Origin of the sequence: Pseudomonas sp. HLMP (assembly GCF_046365545.1) — a bacterium.
GTDB classification, from domain to species: domain Bacteria; phylum Pseudomonadota; class Gammaproteobacteria; order Pseudomonadales; family Pseudomonadaceae; genus Aquipseudomonas; species Aquipseudomonas guariconensis_B.
The window spans coordinates 5,050,229-5,066,487 of record NZ_JBDLLR010000001.1 but is presented as its reverse complement, the minus strand read 5'-3'; the positions used below and the strand labels follow the sequence as shown (position 1 = coordinate 5,066,487).

The window sequence follows — 16,259 nt, the reverse complement described above, 5'->3', positions numbered from 1 at the left end:
TACTTGCAGATCCCCGCTGTGCTTACCCCGGGTTACCGAGGCCCTGCCAATGCCGCGCGCCGACGAAGATGAAACGCAGCTGCTGGGTGATCTTTTCCTGGGGCGTAAGCGCTTGCGGGTCGTCGGGGCCTGGGCTGTCGATCAGTTCCGGCAGGGTGGCGAACACCGTCTTGACCACCAGGTCGGCCATCACCGCCAGGGCGGCGGCATCCAGGTGCTGCCAGCGGGGCATGCGGGCGAGGTCGGTGGCCAGGTCGGCGCTGATGTCCTGGCGCAAGCGGGCGATGGCCTGGCGCACCGCCTGGGAGCCGCCGTACTGCTCGCGGGCGAGGAACAGGAACTGGGCGCGGTGGGCGGCGACCACATCGAGGAAGATGCGTACCGAGGCGTCGGTGATGCCGCCCAGCTCGAATTCGTTTTGCCGCACCAGACGGATGGTTTGGCGGAAGGTCGCGTCGACCTCGGCGACCAGGGCAAGGCCCAGCGCGTCCATGTCGGGGAAGTGTCGGTAGAAACCGGTGGGCACGATGCCGGCGGCCTTGGCCACTTCGCGCAGGCTGATGCTGCCGAAGCCACGGCCGCTCTCCATGAGCTGGCAGGCGGCATCCAGCAGGGCCTGGCGTGTCTGTAGCTTCTGTTCGGCGCGCGGCAGCATGGGGCGGGCTTCTGTGGTTGTACGGCTGGGCATTCTGGATAAAAAAACGAAGCCCGGTCAATGGACCGGGCTTGGGGGAGAGCAGGTGCTGCGCGGCGGGTTGTTGTTCTTGGCCATGACGATCAGCTCATGCGGCTGATTTCGATCAGGCGGTCGGAGCCCCCTTCGGCGACACGGTTGTTGCGTTCGATCAGGCGGTCGGAGCCACCCTCGGCGACACGGTTGTTGCGCTCGATCAGGCGGTCGGAGCCCCCTTCGGCGACACGGTTGTTGCGCTCGATCAGGCGGTCGGAGCCCCCCTCGGCGACGCGGTTGTTGCGTTCGATCAGGCGGTCGGAGCCCCCCTCGGCGACGCGGTTGTTGCGTTCGATCAGGCGGTCGGAACCCCCTTCGGCGACGCGGGCGGCACGTTCCTGCAGACGATCAGCGCCACCCTCGGCCAAGGTCTTCAGCGGTTGGGCGATTTCGGCCGAGCTGGTACGGGACTCGGCGCTCAGGTGCTGTTCTTCGGCTGGCAGGGCGAAGGCATTGGCGGCCAGGATGGACAGGGTCAGGCTCAGCAGCAGGTGGCGTTTCATGATATCGGTGCTCCTCTGGGGGGCTGGAAAGTGGGTACGAAGCCAATGCTACGCTCGGTAACGCCAGAGAAAAGTTCATACGGATAATGGTGACAATCGACCGCGTTGATACAGGGTCGTGAAGGCTCTAAGGCAAGGCTGTCAGAGGATTTGAAGGCCATGTGCTAGCAGGTTTTTCAGCTGACGCCGGATCTGTTTCTCGGCCAGAAACTGAGAAAGGGGTCAGGAAAGTCGTCATTCCAGGGGTGGTGAATTAAACCCAGCGGACTTTCATCAGTCCGACATAATGTGTGCCATCGTCACGCCCGCTTTGTGCCATGTCGTCGTCAGGAGAATCACGCAATGATGCGTCCCGTCAGAATCCTCACCTGGAGCCTCGCCAGCCTGTTGACCCTGTTGGCGATACTGGTGGTGGTGATCGCCACGTTCGACTGGAACCGCATCAAGCCGCTGCTCAACGAGAAAGTCTCCGAGGCCCTGCACCGGCCGTTCGCGATCAACGGCAACCTCGCCGTGCAGTGGCGTACCGAGCCGCAGGAGGGTGGTTGGCGGGCCTGGGTGCCCTGGCCGCACTTCATCGCCGAAGACCTGACCCTGGGCAATCCAGACTGGCTGAAGACGCCGCAGATGGTCGGCCTGGAGCGCGTGGAGTTCCGCCTGTCGCCCGTGCCTCTGGCGTTCCAGCAGATCGTCATCCCGCGCATCGACCTGACCAAGCCCACCGCCAGCCTTACCCGCCTGGCCGATGGCCGGGCCAACTGGACCTTCGACTTCGGGCCCGAGGACGAAAATGCCGAGCCGTCCAAGTGGGTGCTGGACATCGGCGCCATCGGCTTCGACCAGGGCAACGTCAGCTTCGACGACCAGATCCTGAAAACCAGCATGAAGGTGCAGATCGACCCGCTGGGCAAGCCGATCCCGTTCAGCGAGATCGTCGGCAAGGCCAGCGCCGAGAAGGCCGGGGGCGCCCAGGACTATGCCTTCGGCCTCAAGGCCCAGGGCCGCTACAAAGGCCAGGCGGTGTCCGGCACCGGCAAGATCGGTGGCCTGCTGGCGCTGCAGGATGCCAGCCAGCCGTTCCCGCTGCAGGCCGACGTGCGCATCGGCGACACCCGGGCGGCCCTTGCCGGTACCCTGACCGACCCACGCAACCTCGGCGCGCTCGACCTGCGCCTGCGCCTGTCCGGCAGCAGCCTGGGCAACCTGTATCCCCTGACTGGCGTGACCTTGCCGGACACGCCGGCCTATTCCACCGACGGCCACCTCACCGCCAACCTGCAGGATCCGGACGGCGCGCGGTTCCGCTACGAAGGCTTCAACGGCAAGATCGGCGACAGCGACATCCATGGCGACCTGGCCTTCGTCGCCAGCCAGCCGCGGCCGAAGCTCGCCGGCAACCTGGTGTCCAACCAACTGCTGTTCAAGGACCTGGCCCCGTTGATCGGCGCCGACTCCAACGTCGAGCAGAAGGCCCGTGGTGGCGCCAGCAAGCAGCCGGCAGGCAAGGTCTTGCCGGTGGAGGAGTTTCGCACCGAGCGCTGGCGGGCGATGGATGCCGACGTTACCTTCAGCGGCAAGCGCATCGTGCACAGCGAGCAACTGCCGTTCAACGACCTGTCCGCCCGTGTCTTGCTCGAGGACGGCCTGTTGCGCCTGGAGCCGCTGCGCTTCGGCGTCGCCGGGGGCAACCTCAATGCCAACATCCGCCTGGACGGTCGCACGGTGCCGATGCAAGGCCGCGCCCGGCTGACCGCCCGGGGCTTCAAGCTCAAGCAACTGTTCCCCAGCTTCGCGCCCATGCAGACCAGCTTCGGCGAGCTCAACGGTGATGCCGACCTGGGTGGGCGCGGTAATTCGGTGGCGGCCCTGCTCGGCACCTCCAATGGCGACCTGCGCCTGCTCATCAACGATGGCGCCATCAGCCGGGGCCTGATGGAAATCGCCGGGCTCAACGTGGGCAACTATGTGATCGGCAAGTTGTTCGGCGACGAGGAGGTGAAGATCAACTGCGCGGCGGCCGACGTGGGCATCAAGGATGGCCTGGCGACCACGCGGTTGTTCGTCTTCGATACCGAGAACGCGATCATCCATGTCGACGGTACGGCCAACTTCGCCAGCGAGCAGTTGGACTTGAAGATCACCCCCGAATCGAAGGGCGTGCGCTTGTTCTCGCTGCGTTCGCCGTTGTACGTGCGTGGGCCGTTCGCCAAGCCCAGCGCCGGGGTGCAGGCGGTGCCGCTAGCCCTGCGAGGCGCCGGGATGGTGGCGCTGGGCGTGGCGATCGGCCCTGCGGCAGGGCTACTGGCGCTGATCGCACCGAGTGGGGACGAGCCGAACCAGTGCACGCCGTTGCTCGAACAGATGCGGGCCGGCAAGGCGCCGGCGGCGGTGAAGGGGCGCAAGTAGCTTCGGGCAGGGGGCTGGCAAACGCTGGGGCCGCACAGCGGCCCCAGTGGATCACAAGCCTTTGAGCAGGTCCGCCATGTCGTCGGCGTGCTCTTCTTCCTGGGCCAGGATGTCTTCGAAGATGCGCCGGGTGGTCGGGTCTTTCTCGCCGATGTACTGGATGATCTCGCGGTAGCTGTCGATGGCGATGCGCTCGGCCACCAGGTCCTCCAGGACCATCTCTTTCAAGGTACTGCCCGCGACGTACTGGGCGTGGGCGTTCTTGCTCAGGTTGTCCGGGTTGAAATCCGGCTCGCCACCGAGCTGGACGATGCGCTCGGCCAGCTTGTCGGCGTGCTCGGCCTCCTGGTTGGCATGCTCGAGGAACTCCTCGGCGGCGACGCTGGCCTTGATGCCGCTGGCCATGAAGTAGTGGCGCTTGTAGCGCAGGGTGCAGACCAGCTCGGTGGCCAGCGATTCATTGAGCAGGCGCAGGATCCTGTCGCGATCGGCACTGTAGCCCTCGGTCACGGCGCCTTGCTCGACATGCTGGCGGGCGCGCTCGCGCAGGGTCTGCACATCGGTCAGTTCGGTAGCGTTCATGTTCATCTCCGAAAGGATCAGGGTGGTCACGGGGTGTCAGGGAGGGCTCACGCGCCGGGTACGGCCTCGCGGTCCTCTTCTCGTTGCTGGCAGGTCTTGAAGCCCTTGGCATCGACATGGCCGGTGGCGTCGAAGCGTACGTAGTAGGGCTGCTGGTGGCCGTCGCGGTTGAGGATGTAGTCGTTGCAGGTGCCGCCATGGGGCAGGTCGCTCACCTTCGACGGGCTGCCGCCGATGGCGATGACCTTCTGCATGGTCATGCCGTTCTCGACCTGCTTGACCAGCGGCTCGTCGCGGTAGGTGACGTAGTCCACCGGGTTTTCCGGGCGGCTGCCGCAGGCGGCCAGGGTCGCGCCCGCCAGAAGGATTGCCAGGGTCTGCTTGTACATGGTCCCGCTCCTTGCTCAGGGTCTGTTCTGGTTGGAGCCGCATGGCGCGCCAGGAGTTCGATTGCGATGCCTGGCCCCGGCCCTGTAGTGTTGGCCGACTGACCAAGGAGAGGGAGAGGCCATGAACCAGGACCTGGCCACGCGCTACCCACTGGTGCTGGTACCGGGCATGCTCGGTTTCGTGCGGGTGCTGCTCTATCCGTACTGGTATGGCATCGTTCCGGCGCTGCGCCGGGGTGGAGCGCAGGTATTCCCGGTGCAGGTGTCGCCGCTGCATGCCAGCGAAGTCCGTGGCGAACAGCTGCTGGCGATCATCGAGGACATCTGCCGGCGGACCGGGGCCGAACGGGTCAACCTTATCGGCCACAGCCAGGGGGCCCTCAGCGCCCGCTACGCGGCGGCGAAGAGGCCCGACCGGGTGGCGTCGGTGACCTCGGTGGCCGGGCCCAACCAGGGCTCGGAGCTGGCCGACTACTTGGCGCACAAGGCCCCGGGCGACTCACCCCAGGGGCGGATACTCAAGGCTGTGCTGCATGGCCTTGCGGTGTTGCTGGTATGGCTGGAAACCGGCTGGCGGCGCGAGCCGCTGCCGATCGACGTGCACGCCTCGCACCAGTCCCTCACTAGCGCCGGCGTGGCCCTGTTCAACCAGGCTTATCCACAGGGCCTGCCGACCTCCTGGGGGGGCGAGGGCCCGGCCGAGGTCGATGGCGTGCGCTATTACTCGTGGTCCGGCACCCTGCAACCGGGGCGTACCGACCAGGGGCGCAACCGCTTCGACGGCAGCAACCGCTTCTGCCGGTTGTTCGCCCGCACCTTCACGCGCGAGAAGGGCCAATGCGACGGCATGGTCGGGCGCTACAGCTCGCACCTGGGCCAGGTCATCGGCGACGACTATCCGCTCGACCACCTGGACATCGTCAACCAGTCCCTCGGCGCGGTGGGCAAGGGCGCCGACCCGGTGCGGCTGTTCACCGAGCACGCTGCACGGCTCAAGGCCGCAGGCTTGTAGGGAGATGTAAAAATTCTTGTCTACACTCTGCACGACGACCGTGCAGCGGGCACGGAGACAAGGAGACCACTCCATGAAAGTGCTGCAAGTGCCGTTGTTGGTGTTGGGTGTGTTGATCAGCGCGCAGGGATTCGCCGCCACCGCCCAGCAGGAAAAGATGAAGACCTGCAATGCCGAAGCCACCGAACAGGCCCTGAAAGGGGATGAACGCAAGGCGTTCATGAGCAAGTGCCTCAAGGTCACCCAGCAGGAGAAGATGAAGACCTGCAACGCCAACGCCACTGCCAAGGCCCTCAAGGGCGATGAGCGCAAGGCGTTCATGAGCGACTGCCTGAAGAAGAAGTGAGCTGCGCCGAGTCACTATGTTTGTAGGACGAAGGCTGGCAGACTGCGGGTCTTTTCTGTTGTCTGCCGTTGAGGCTGTATGACCTTCACCCCTCGCCAGATCACCCTGGCCAGTTGGATCATCGTGCTTGCCGGCCTGCTGCTGGCGCTCCCCCTGAAGTTGCTGCCCAGCCTGCTGGCCGGCCTGCTGGTGTTCGAGCTGGTCAACATGCTCACCCCCAGGCTGCAGCCGTTGATCGCCGGCCAGCGTGCGCGCTGGTTGGCCGTGGCCCTGCTCGGCACGCTGGTGGTCAGTACCCTGACCTTGGTGTTCGCCGGTGCCTTCAGTTTCCTCCTGCACGAGGCCGAGAACCCCGGTGCTTCGCTGGACAAGTTCATGGCCCTGGTGGAGCGGGCGCGCGCCCAGTTGCCGCCGTTCATCGACGGCTACCTGCCGGCCAGCGCTGCGGAGTTCAAGGTGGCCATCGGCGACTGGCTCAAGAGCCACCTGGGCGAGCTGCAACTGGTGGGCAAGGGCATGGCGCACATGTTCGTCACCCTGCTGATCGGCATGATCCTCGGTGCCATCGTCGCCTTGCAGCGCATTCCCGACATATCCCGGCGCAAGCCCCTGGCCGCGGCGCTGTTCGAGCGCCTGAGCCTGCTGGTGCAGGCGTTTCGCAACATCGTCTTCGCCCAGATCAAGATTTCCCTGCTCAACACCTTCTTCACCGGCATCTTCCTGGCGGTGGTGTTCCCGTTGTTCGGGGTGCACCTGCCGCTGACCAAGACCTTGATCGTGCTGACTTTCCTGCTGGGCCTGTTGCCGGTGATCGGCAACCTGATGTCCAACACCCTGATCACCATCGTCGGGCTGTCCCTGTCGATCTGGGTGGCGGTGGCCGCCCTGGGCTACTTGATCGTGATCCACAAGGTCGAGTACTTCCTCAATGCGCGGATCGTCGGCGGGCAGATCAGTGCCAAGTCGTGGGAGTTGCTGTTGGCGATGCTGGTGTTCGAGGCGGCATTCGGCTTGCCGGGCGTGGTGGCGGGGCCGATCTACTATGCCTACCTCAAGAGCGAGCTCAAGCGTGCCGAGCTGGTCTGAAGTGGCGACTCCACTGGCCTAATGCTGTTCACTTAAGCCATTGGGGCCGCCTTGCGGCCCTTCGCGGGCAAGCCCGCTCCCACAAGTACGCTGCAAATGCACGATCCTGTGGGAGCGGGCTTGCCCGCGAAGGGCTGCAAGGCAGCCCCAATCGATGTCACATCAGACTTAAGTGAACAGCATTACCCCACCGGCCTGCTTTTACTTGCAGCTTGTGGCTTGTAGCTAGAAACTTCAGAGCGCGCCGTAGCGTTTGCGGGCTTCGATCGCCAGGCCGCTGCCGATGCTGCCGAAGATATTGCCTTCCACGTGGCGGGCGTTGGGTAGCATCGCCGCGACGCTGTTGCGCAAGGCCGGGATGCCGCTGGAGCCGCCGGTGAAGAACACCGTGTCCACCTGGCTTTCGCGCACGCCGGCCTTGGTCAGCAGTTCGCCGACGCTGCCACGCACACGCCCCAGCAGCCCCTCGATGGCATCCTCGAACAGCGCACGGGTCAGGTCCACACCCAGCGCCGGTTCGATGCGGCCCAGGTCGATGTGCCGGCGCTCCTGTTCGGTCAGCTCGATCTTGCTGGCCTCCACTTCCATGGCCAGCCAGTGCCCGGCACGCTGCTCGATCAGCTTGAACAGGCGATCGATACCCAGGGTGTCCTCGATGTCGTAGCGCATGCTGCCCAGGGCCAACTGGGATTTTTGCGAATACAGCGCGTTGATGGTGTGCCAGGTGGCCAGGTTCAGGTGGTAGCTGGTGGGCATCAACGCCTGGCTTTTCATCCGGCTGCCGTAACCGAACAGCGGCATCACGCCTTGCAGGCTCAACTGCTTGTCGAAGTCGGTACCGCCGATGTGCACGCCGCCAGTGGCGAGGATGTCGCTGTGGCGCTCATCGAGCAGGTGACGCTCGGGCGACAGGCGGATCAGCGAGAAGTCCGAGGTACCACCGCCGATGTCGACGATCAGCACCAGTTCCTCACGGTCGATGCCCGACTCGTAGTCGAACGCCGCGGCGATCGGCTCGTACTGGAACGAAACCTCCTTGAAGCCGACCTTGCGCGCCACCTCGGCCAGGGTGTCCTCGGCCTCCTGGTCGGCGGTCGGGTCTTCGTCGACGAAGAACACCGGGCGGCCCAGCACCACCTCGTCGAAGCTGCGGCCGGCATTGGCCTCGGCGCGTTTCTTCAGCTCGCCGATGAACATGCCCAGCAGGTCCTTGAACGGCAGGGCGGTGCCCAGCACGCTGGTGTCGTGCTTGATCAGCTTGGAGCCGAGCAGGCTCTTGAGCGAGCGCATCAGGCGTCCTTCGTAGCCCTCCAGGTATTCGTGCAGGGCCAGGCGGCCGTATACCGGACGGCGTTCCTCGATATTGAAGAAGACCACCGAGGGCAGGGTGATCTTGCCGTCTTCCAGGGCGATCAGCGATTGCACGCCGGGGCGGTGCCAGCCGACCGTGGAGTTGGAGGTGCCGAAGTCGATGCCCAAGGCACGGGCCGGGGATACGTCAGACATGGGGGGGAATGCTTCCGGAGGCAAAACGGCCGCGCAGTTTATGCCAGTGGCCAGCAGAATCAAGACCGATCGTCTGCTCTGGAGCAACCCCAAGCAGGCCTTGAAAGGCTATGCTTGACCCTTATCTTCAGATGCAACGCACACATTCTGAACGGTGATCCCCTAGATGGACTTCAAAGACTACTACAAGATACTCGGCGTCGAGCCGACGGCGGACGAGAAGGCGATCAAGACCGCCTACCGCAAGCTCGCGCGCAAGTATCACCCCGACGTCAGCAAGGAGCGCGACGCCGAGGAGAAATTCAAGGAGGCCAACGAGGCCTACGAAGTGCTGGGCGATACACAAAAGCGCGCCGAGTACGACGAGATCCGCAAGTACGGCGGCCAGCACGGCCGGCCCTTCCAGGCACCGCCGGGCTGGGAGGCCCGTGGGGCTGAGGGTGGCTTCGAGGCAGGGGATTTCTCGGAATTCTTCAGTTCGATCTTCGGTGCCCGGGGCGGCAACCCCTTCGGCCGTGGTCAGCAACGCAGCGCGGGCAGGCGAGGGCAGGACGTGGAACTGGAGCTGGCGATCTTCCTCGAGGAAACCCTGAGCAAGGAGTCCAAGCAGATCAGTTTCCAGGTGCCGCAGACCAACGCCGCTGGCCAGCGTACCGGCTTCACCACCAAGACCCTCAACGTGCGTATCCCTGCCGGGGTCACCGATGGCGAGCGTATCCGCCTCAAGGGCCAGGGGGCGCCGGGCGTCGCTGGCGGGGCCAACGGCGACCTGTTCCTGACCATCCGCATGGCACCGCACCCGCTGTTCGATGTCGAAGGTCATGACCTGATCATCACCGTGCCCCTGGCGCCTTGGGAGGCTGCCCTGGGCGCCAAGGTGGAGGTGCCGACCCTCACCGGCAAGATCAACCTGACCATCCGCCCCGACAGCCAGAGCGGCCAGCGCCTGCGGGTCAAGGGCATGGGCCTGGCCAACAAGCAGGGCCAGCGTGGCGACCTCTATGCCCAGCTCAAGGTGGTCATGCCCAGCCAGTCGGATGCGGCCGCCCGCGAACTCTGGAGCAAGCTCGCCGAGAAGGCTGCGTTCAATCCGAGGACACAATGGAGTAGTTGATCATGAGCAGCACCCTGATCGTTCAACTGGACATGCGAACCCTCTGTCAGGAGGCCGACCTCACGGCCGACTGCGTGATCGAAATCGTCGAGCACGGCATCGTTGAACCTTCGGGGCGAACGCCGGAGGACTGGTTGTTCGACGACCAGGCACCCTGGCTCGCCAAGCGTGCGGCCAAGCTGCACGAGGAGCTGGAGCTGGAATGGGAAGGCGTGGCGCTGGCGCTGGAGCTGCTGGAAGAGGTGCAGCAACTGCGCAGCGAGAACAGCATGCTGCGCCAGCGGTTGGGCAGGTTCATCCAGATGTGAGCGGATTGGGGCCGCCTTGCGGCCCTCGCCTCAGCGCTTGGGTTCGGCCCCCGGGTCGAGCATCAGTTGCATGAAGGTCAGGTCCAGCCACTTGCCGAACTTCACCCCTACCTGCGGCATCTGCCCTGTCACCACGAACCCCAGCCGCTCATGCAGGCGGATCGACGCCGCGTTGCCGCTCTCGATGGCGGCGACCATCACATGCTTGCCACATGCCCGCGCCCGCTCCACCAGCGCCTGCATCAGCAGCGGCCCCAGGCCCTTGCCGCGCTGGTCATCGCGGATGTAGACCGAGTGCTCCACGGTATGCCGAAAACCCTCGAACGGCCGCCAGTCGCCGAACGAGGCGTAGCCCAGCACGCCACTGTCATCCACCGCCACCAGGATCGGGTAGCCCTGCTGCGCCCGGGCCTCGAACCAGGCCTGGCGGTTGGCCAAATCGACCGGCGTTTCGTTCCAGATCGCCGTGGTGTTGCGCACGGCGTCGTTGTAGATGTCGAGGATCCCCGGCACGTCGTCGGGCAGGGCGTCGCGGATTACGTGGTTCATGACAGCGTCTCGCAGGGTGGATCGGTGCAGATTAAATGGTTACCAGGCCGCGCACACCTTCAGCTTGCATGTTTTCGCCACGGCCACGCTGGACGATCTCACCCCGGGCCATCACCAGGTACTGGTCGGCCAGGGCCTCGGCGAAGTCGTAGAACTGCTCCACCAGCAGGATGGCCAGGTCGCCGCGATCGGCCAGCTGGCGGATCACCGCGCCGATCTCCTTGATCACCGACGGCTGGATGCCTTCGGTGGGTTCGTCGAGGATCAGCAGGCGTGGGCGGCTGGCCAGGGCACGGCCGATGGCCAGTTGCTGCTGCTGGCCGCCGGACAGGTCGCCGCCACGGCGTTGCTTCATCTGCTCCAGCACCGGGAACAGTTCGTAGATGAAGGCCGGTACCTCGCGCGCTTCGCGGGCGGGGAAGCGCGACAGGCCCATCAGCAGGTTTTCCTCGACGGTGAGCCGCGGGAAGATCTCGCGGCCCTGCGGCACATAGGCGATGCCAGCCTGGACCCGCTGCTGGGGCTTGAAGCGAGTGATGTCCTGCTGCTCCCAGTGCACGCTGCCCTCGCGTGCCGGCACCAGCCCCATCAGGCAGCGCAGCAGGGTGGTCTTGCCCACGCCGTTGCGGCCGAGCAGGCAGGTGACTTCGCCGACCTTGGCCTCGAAGGACAGGCCGCGCAGGATGTGGCTGCCGCCGTAGTACTGATGCAATTCACTGATTTGGAGCACTTCGACATTCCTCGTTACTGGCAGACCCGAGCGGCAAGCTGCAAGTAAAAGCCGCTCGGGACATCTTGCCGCTTGGCGCTTGAGGGCGCGTCAGCGCCCGAGATAAACCTCGACTACCCGTTCATCCGCCTGCACCTGCTCCAGCGAGCCTTCGGCCAGTACGCTGCCCTGGTGCAGCACCGTGACATGGTCGGCAATGCTGCCGACGAACCCCATGTCATGCTCCACCACCATCAGCGAATGCCGGCCGGCCAGGCCCTTGAACAGTTCGGCGGTGAACTCGGTCTCGGCATCGGTCATGCCCGCCACCGGTTCGTCGAGCAACAGCAACTGCGGCTCCTGCACCAGCAGCATGCCGATCTCCAGGAACTGCTTCTGCCCATGGGACAACAGGCCCGCCTGGCGCTGCGCCAGTGGCAGCAGGCGCAGGGTCGCCAGCACCTGCTCGATGCGCTGGCGCTGTTCGCCCGACAACCGCGTGACCAGGCTGGCCCATACCGACTTGTCCGTCTTGAGTGCCAGCTCCAGGTTCTCGTAGACGCTCAGGGCTTCGAATACCGTGGGCTTCTGGAACTTGCGGCCAATGCCGGCCTGGGCGATCTGGTACTCGCTCAGGTGCGTCAGGTCGAGGGTGTCGCCGAAGAACGCGCTGCCGGTGTCCGGGCGGGTCTTGCCGGTGATCACGTCCATCAGCGTGGTCTTGCCGGCGCCATTGGGGCCGATGATGCAGCGCAGCTCGCCAACGCCGATGTACAGGTTCAGCGCGTTGAGCGCCTTGAAGCCATCGAAGCTGACACTGATGTCCTCCAGGCTCAGCACCGTGCCATGGCGCGCATCGAGGCCGGCGCTGCGGCGCTGGCCGAGGCCGATGGCGTCGCGGCCGGCACCGAGCTGATCGAACACCGGTTCGAGCATGAATTCCGGATGCACCGGGGGCACGCCTTTCATGGCTGGCTCCTTTTCTTCAGCAGGCCGACCACGCCCTTGGGCAGGTACAGCGTGACCAGGATGAACAGGGCGCCGAGGAAGAACAGCCAGAACTCCGGGAAGGCCACGGTGAACCAGCTCTTCATGCCATTGACCAGGCCTGCGCCGAGCAACGGGCCGAGCAGCGTGCCACGCCCGCCCAGGGCGACCCACACGGCGGCTTCGATAGAGTTGGTCGGCGACATCTCGCTGGGGTTGATGATGCCCACCTGCGGCACGTACAGGGCTCCGGCCAGGCCGCACAACACGGCGCTGAGCACCCACACCAGCAGCTTGAAGCCGCGTGGGTCGTAGCCGCAGAACATCAGGCGGTTCTCGGCATCGCGCAGCGCGGTGAGCAGGCGGCCGAACTTGCTTTGGGTCAGGCGCCAGCACAGGTACAGACTGCCCAGCAACAGGGCCACGGTGAGCAGGAACAGCACTGCCCGGGTGCCCGGGGCGGCGATGTCGAAGCCCAGCAGGGTGCGGAAGCTGGTGAAGCCGTTGTTGCCACCGAAGCCCGTCTCGTTGCGAAAGAACAGCAGCATGGCGGCGAAGGTCAGGGCCTGGGTCATGATCGAGAAGTACACGCCCTTGATCCGCGAACGGAAGGCGAACCAGCCGAACACCAGGGCCAGCAGCCCAGGGGCGAGCACCACCAGGCACAGGGCCCAGGCAAAGTGCTGGGTGCCGGCCCAGTACCAGGGCAGCTCGCTCCACGACAGGAAGGTCATGAACCCGGGCAGGCCGTCGCCCGCCGCCTGGCGCATCAGGTACATGCCCATGGCGTAGCCGCCGAGGGCGAAGAACAGGCCGTGGCCCAGGGACAGCAACCCGGCATAGCCCCAGACCAGGTCCAGCGCCAGGGCGACGATGGCGTAGCAGAGGATCTTGCCGACCAGGGTCAGGGTGTAGGCCGAGACCTGCAGCGGGTGCGTCGCCGGTAGTAGCGACAACAGCGGCAGGGCCAGCAGCACCAGGACGACGACGGCGCCGATGGCCAGTGCCAGGCGTGGCCCGGCCTTTTGCGTGGCAGTGACAAGCAGTGGCTGGTTCATCAGTCGATTACCCGTCCCTTGAGGGCGAACAGGCCTTGCGGACGCTTCTGGATGAACAGGATGATCAGCGCAAGGATGAGGATCTTGCCGAGCACCGCACCGATCTGCGGCTCCAGCAGCTTGTTGGCGATCCCTAGGCCGAAGGCGGCCCAGAGGCTGCCGGCGAGCTGGCCGACACCGCCGAGCACCACCACCAGGAACGAGTCGATGATGTAGCCCTGGCCAAGGTCGGGGCCGACGTTGCCCACCTGGCTCAGGGCCACGCCGCCCAGCCCGGCGATGCCCGAGCCAAGGCCGAAGGCGAGCATGTCCACCCGGCCGGTGGCGACGCCGCAGCAGGCAGCCATGTTGCGGTTCTGGGTCACGGCGCGTACGTGCAGGCCCAACCGTGTGCGGTTGAGCAGCAGCCAGGTGAGCAGCACCACGGCCAGGGCGAAGCCGATGATCACCAGGCGGTTGTAGGGCAGCACCAGGTTCGGCAGCACCTGGATGCCGCCGGACAGCCAGGCCGGGTTGCCCACTTCGACGTTCTGCGCGCCGAACAGCAGGCGGATGGCCTGGATCAGGATCAGGCTGATGCCCCAGGTCGCCAGCAGGGTTTCCAACGGCCGGCCGTACAAGTGACGGATCACCGTGCGCTCCAGCGCCATGCCGACCCCGGCGCTGACGGCGAAGGCCACCGGCAGGGCGATCAACGGGTAGAACTCGATGGCCCCGGGGGCGTGGCGCTGCACCAGTACCTGAACCAGGTAGGTGGTGTAGGCGCCCAGCATGAGCATCTCGCCATGGGCCATGTTTATCACCCCCAGCAGGCCGAAGGTGATCGCCAGGCCCAGGGCCGCCAGCAGCAGGACCGAGCCCAGGGACAGGCCGCTGAAGGCCTGGCCGAGCAGCTCGCCGACCAGCAACTTGCGCTTGACCTGGGCCAGGCTGGTTTCGGCGGCGGTACGTACGGCCGGGTCGCTTTCCGCGTCCGGTTGCAGCAGGGCCTCCAGGCGCGTGCGGGCCAGCGGGTCACCGGTTTCGCCGAGCAGGCGCACGGCCGCCAGGCGTACCGCAGGCTCGCTGGCGCCCAACTGCAGGTTGGCCAGGGCCAGGCCGAGGGCGGCATGCACGGCGGCGTCCGGCTCGCTGGCCAAGCGCCGGTCGAGGAAGGCCACCTGCGCCGGCTGCGCGCTCTTTTGCAATTGACGGGCAGCGGCCAGGCGCAGGTCGCTGTCGTCGCTGAACAACTGGTGGCTGGCCAGGGCGTTGTCGATCAGCCCGCGCAGTCGGTTGTTCAGGCGCACCTTGCGGGTGTCGCCTTCGGCGATGCGGCCCTGCTTGAGCGCGCTCAGCAGCGCCAGCCGCGAGGGCTCGGGTTGCGCTGCCCAGCCCAGGAGCAGGCGGGCCTGTTCGTTGGCTTTGGCGGCGAGGAAGAATTCGCCCTCGCTGGCCTGGGTTGCCAGGGGCAGCAGGAGCAAGAGCGTGAGCAGGAGTCGGTACATGAGGGTATCCCGGATCAGCGGTGAATTCATCGCCGGCAAGCCCACCACGACGCCGCAGCGCTTGAGGGCAGTGGGCGCGGGCTTGCCGGTGACTGGGCCGCAGAGCGGCCCCTGGGCACTCAGTTGCCTTTCACTGCATAGTCAGGCCGCTTTTCGTTGCCCGGAATGAACGGGCTCCAGGGCTGCGCCCGCAACGGCTGTTCGGTTTCCCAGACCACGCTGAACTGCCCGTCGTCCTGGATTTCGCCGATCATCACTGGCTTGTGCAGGTGGTGGTTGCTCTTGTCCATGGTCAGGGTGTAACCCGACGGTGCCTGGAAGCTCTGCCCGGCCAGGGCCTCGCGGACCTTGGCGACCTCGGTGCTGCCGGCCTTCTCCACGGCCTGTGCCCACATATGGATGCCCACGTAGGTGGCCTCCATCGGGTCGTTGGTCACCGCCTTGTCGGCGCCCGGCAGGTTCTTGGCCTTGGCATAGGCCTTCCAGTCGGCGACGAAGCGTTGGTTGACCGGGTTGTCCACCGACTCGAAGTAGTTCCACGCCGCCAGGTGGCCCACCAGTGGCTTGGTGTCGATGCCACGCAGCTCCTCCTCGCCCACCGAGAACGCCACCACCGGTACCTCGGTGGCCTTCAGGCCCTGGTTGGCCAGCTCCTTGTAGAAGGGCACGTTGGAATCGCCGTTGACCGTGGAGATCACCGCCGTCTTGCCGCCGGCGGCGAATTTCTTGATGTTGGCGACGATGGTCTGGTAGTCGCTGTGGCCGAACGGCGTGTACACCTCTTCGATGTCCTTGTCGGCCACGCCCTTGCTGTGCAGGAAGGCGCGCAGGATCTTGTTGGTGGTGCGCGGGTAGACGTAGTCGGTGCCCAGCAGGAAGAAGCGCTTGGCTTCGCCGCCGTCTTCGCTCATCAGGTATTCCACCGCCGGGATGGCCTGCTGGTTCGGTGCCGCGCCGGTATAGAAGACGTTGGGCGACATCTCCTCGCCCTCGTACTGCACCGGGTAGAACAGCAGGCCGTCGAGCTCCTCGAATACCGGCAGCACCGACTTGCGCGACACCGAGGTCCAGCAGCCGAACACCACCGCGACCTTGTCCTGGGTCAGCAACTGGCGGCTCTTCTCGGCGAACAGCGGCCAGTTCGAGGCCGGGTCCACCACCACGGGCTCCAGCAGCTTGCCGTTCACCCCGCCCTTGGCGTTGATCTGCTCGATGGTCATCAGGGCCATGTCCTTGAGCGACGTCTCGGAGATCGCCATGGTCCCGGACAGCGAATGCAGGATACCGACCTTGATGGTCTCGGCGGCCTGGAGGGTCCAGCTCAGACCCATGGCGGCCAGGCTGGCGCTGAGGGTGACGGCCTTGATCAGACTGCGACGCTTCATGTGCTCTCTCCGTTGAGTTCGGTGGGGTGTGGCGACTCGGGGAGGGCGATTGCAAGGGCTGTGCCGAAGGCGCAAAGGCTTGAGGCAGGCGGGGTTGGCGAC

At 65.7% G+C, this 16,259-nt stretch carries 17 protein-coding genes; 6 read left to right on the top strand and 11 right to left on the bottom strand.

Annotated features, from left to right (window positions below):
* Positions 1 to 22: 22 nt before the first annotated feature.
* A complete protein-coding gene (locus ABFA30_RS23435) occupies positions 23 to 655 on the bottom strand; it encodes a TetR family transcriptional regulator (protein WP_225790595.1) in 633 nt (210 codons plus the stop codon).
* A gap of 122 nt (positions 656 to 777) precedes the next feature.
* A complete protein-coding gene (locus ABFA30_RS23430; RefSeq protein ID WP_225790596.1) occupies positions 778 to 1,233 on the bottom strand; it encodes a phage infection protein in 456 nt (151 codons plus the stop codon).
* Positions 1,234 to 1,575: 342 nt separating this feature from the next.
* Here ABFA30_RS23430 and ABFA30_RS23425 point away from each other — a divergent pair, with 342 nt between their 5' ends.
* Positions 1,576 to 3,639 carry an AsmA family protein gene (locus tag ABFA30_RS23425; protein ID WP_253081072.1) on the top strand — a complete coding sequence of 688 codons (2,064 nt, stop codon included), beginning with the start codon at positions 1,576 to 1,578 and terminating at the stop codon, positions 3,637 to 3,639.
* Between the two features lie 51 nt (positions 3,640 to 3,690).
* On the opposite strand, the gene ABFA30_RS23420 is transcribed toward ABFA30_RS23425, so the two are convergent.
* Together ABFA30_RS23420 and osmE are read right to left on the bottom strand one after the other, a co-directional pair.
* Positions 3,691 to 4,221 (bottom strand): bacterioferritin, encoded by a 531-nt coding sequence (locus ABFA30_RS23420; protein WP_225790598.1) that lies wholly within the window; start codon positions 4,219 to 4,221, stop codon positions 3,691 to 3,693.
* Between the two features lie 47 nt (positions 4,222 to 4,268).
* Entirely contained in the window at positions 4,269 to 4,610 is a 342-nt protein-coding gene (osmE, locus tag ABFA30_RS23415) for an osmotically-inducible lipoprotein OsmE (protein WP_225790599.1), read from the bottom strand.
* Between the two features lie 121 nt (positions 4,611 to 4,731).
* Here osmE and ABFA30_RS23410 point away from each other — a divergent pair, with 121 nt between their 5' ends.
* The 3 genes from ABFA30_RS23410 (at position 4,732) to ABFA30_RS23400 (ending at position 7,054) form a co-directional block, all read left to right on the top strand.
* On the top strand, positions 4,732 to 5,622 hold the full coding sequence (locus ABFA30_RS23410) for an esterase/lipase family protein (RefSeq protein WP_225790600.1): 891 nt from the start codon (positions 4,732 to 4,734) through the stop codon (positions 5,620 to 5,622).
* Between the two features lie 73 nt (positions 5,623 to 5,695).
* Complete coding sequence (locus ABFA30_RS23405) at positions 5,696 to 5,968, top strand: PsiF family protein (protein ID WP_225790601.1); 273 nt, start codon at positions 5,696 to 5,698, stop codon at positions 5,966 to 5,968.
* A gap of 78 nt (positions 5,969 to 6,046) precedes the next feature.
* Positions 6,047 to 7,054 (top strand): AI-2E family transporter, encoded by a 1,008-nt coding sequence (locus tag ABFA30_RS23400; RefSeq protein WP_225790602.1) that lies wholly within the window; start codon positions 6,047 to 6,049, stop codon positions 7,052 to 7,054.
* 234 nt (positions 7,055 to 7,288) lie between these two features.
* Here ABFA30_RS23400 and ABFA30_RS23395 read toward each other — a convergent pair whose 3' ends face one another.
* Positions 7,289 to 8,560, bottom strand: a complete 1,272-nt coding sequence (locus tag ABFA30_RS23395; RefSeq protein ID WP_225790603.1) for an Hsp70 family protein — start codon at positions 8,558 to 8,560, stop codon at positions 7,289 to 7,291.
* A 166-nt stretch (positions 8,561 to 8,726) separates the two neighbouring features.
* Here ABFA30_RS23395 and cbpA point away from each other — a divergent pair, with 166 nt between their 5' ends.
* On the top strand, positions 8,727 to 9,674 hold the full coding sequence (gene cbpA, locus ABFA30_RS23390) for a curved DNA-binding protein (RefSeq protein WP_225790604.1): 948 nt from the start codon (positions 8,727 to 8,729) through the stop codon (positions 9,672 to 9,674).
* A gap of 2 nt (positions 9,675 to 9,676) precedes the next feature.
* Entirely contained in the window at positions 9,677 to 9,982 is a 306-nt protein-coding gene (locus ABFA30_RS23385; protein WP_225790605.1) for a chaperone modulator CbpM, read from the top strand.
* Between the two features lie 30 nt (positions 9,983 to 10,012).
* Here the strand turns inward: ABFA30_RS23385 and ABFA30_RS23380 are convergent, their stop codons facing one another.
* The 6 genes from ABFA30_RS23380 to urtA all read right to left on the bottom strand — a co-directional run bounded on the left by ABFA30_RS23380 (position 10,013) and on the right by urtA (position 16,157).
* Positions 10,013 to 10,531, bottom strand: a complete 519-nt coding sequence (locus ABFA30_RS23380; RefSeq protein WP_225790606.1) for a GNAT family N-acetyltransferase — start codon at positions 10,529 to 10,531, stop codon at positions 10,013 to 10,015.
* Between the two features lie 31 nt (positions 10,532 to 10,562).
* The gene (gene urtE / locus ABFA30_RS23375) at positions 10,563 to 11,261 is read right to left on the bottom strand and encodes an urea ABC transporter ATP-binding subunit UrtE (protein WP_253080997.1); all 699 of its coding nucleotides are present in this window, start codon (positions 11,259 to 11,261) and stop codon (positions 10,563 to 10,565) included.
* 90 nt (positions 11,262 to 11,351) lie between these two features.
* A complete protein-coding gene (gene urtD, locus ABFA30_RS23370; RefSeq protein ID WP_253080998.1) occupies positions 11,352 to 12,209 on the bottom strand; it encodes an urea ABC transporter ATP-binding protein UrtD in 858 nt (285 codons plus the stop codon).
* Positions 12,206 to 13,285 carry an urea ABC transporter permease subunit UrtC gene (urtC, locus tag ABFA30_RS23365; RefSeq protein WP_253168063.1) on the bottom strand — a complete coding sequence of 360 codons (1,080 nt, stop codon included), beginning with the start codon at positions 13,283 to 13,285 and terminating at the stop codon, positions 12,206 to 12,208. Before urtC ends, urtD begins: the two co-directional genes overlap by 4 nt.
* Positions 13,285 to 14,772, bottom strand: a complete 1,488-nt coding sequence (gene urtB / locus ABFA30_RS23360; RefSeq protein WP_225790610.1) for an urea ABC transporter permease subunit UrtB — start codon at positions 14,770 to 14,772, stop codon at positions 13,285 to 13,287. Before urtB ends, urtC begins: the two co-directional genes overlap by 1 nt.
* A gap of 119 nt (positions 14,773 to 14,891) precedes the next feature.
* The gene (gene urtA / locus ABFA30_RS23355; protein ID WP_225790611.1) at positions 14,892 to 16,157 is read right to left on the bottom strand and encodes an urea ABC transporter substrate-binding protein; all 1,266 of its coding nucleotides are present in this window, start codon (positions 16,155 to 16,157) and stop codon (positions 14,892 to 14,894) included.
* Between the last annotated feature and the right edge of the window lie 102 nt (positions 16,158 to 16,259).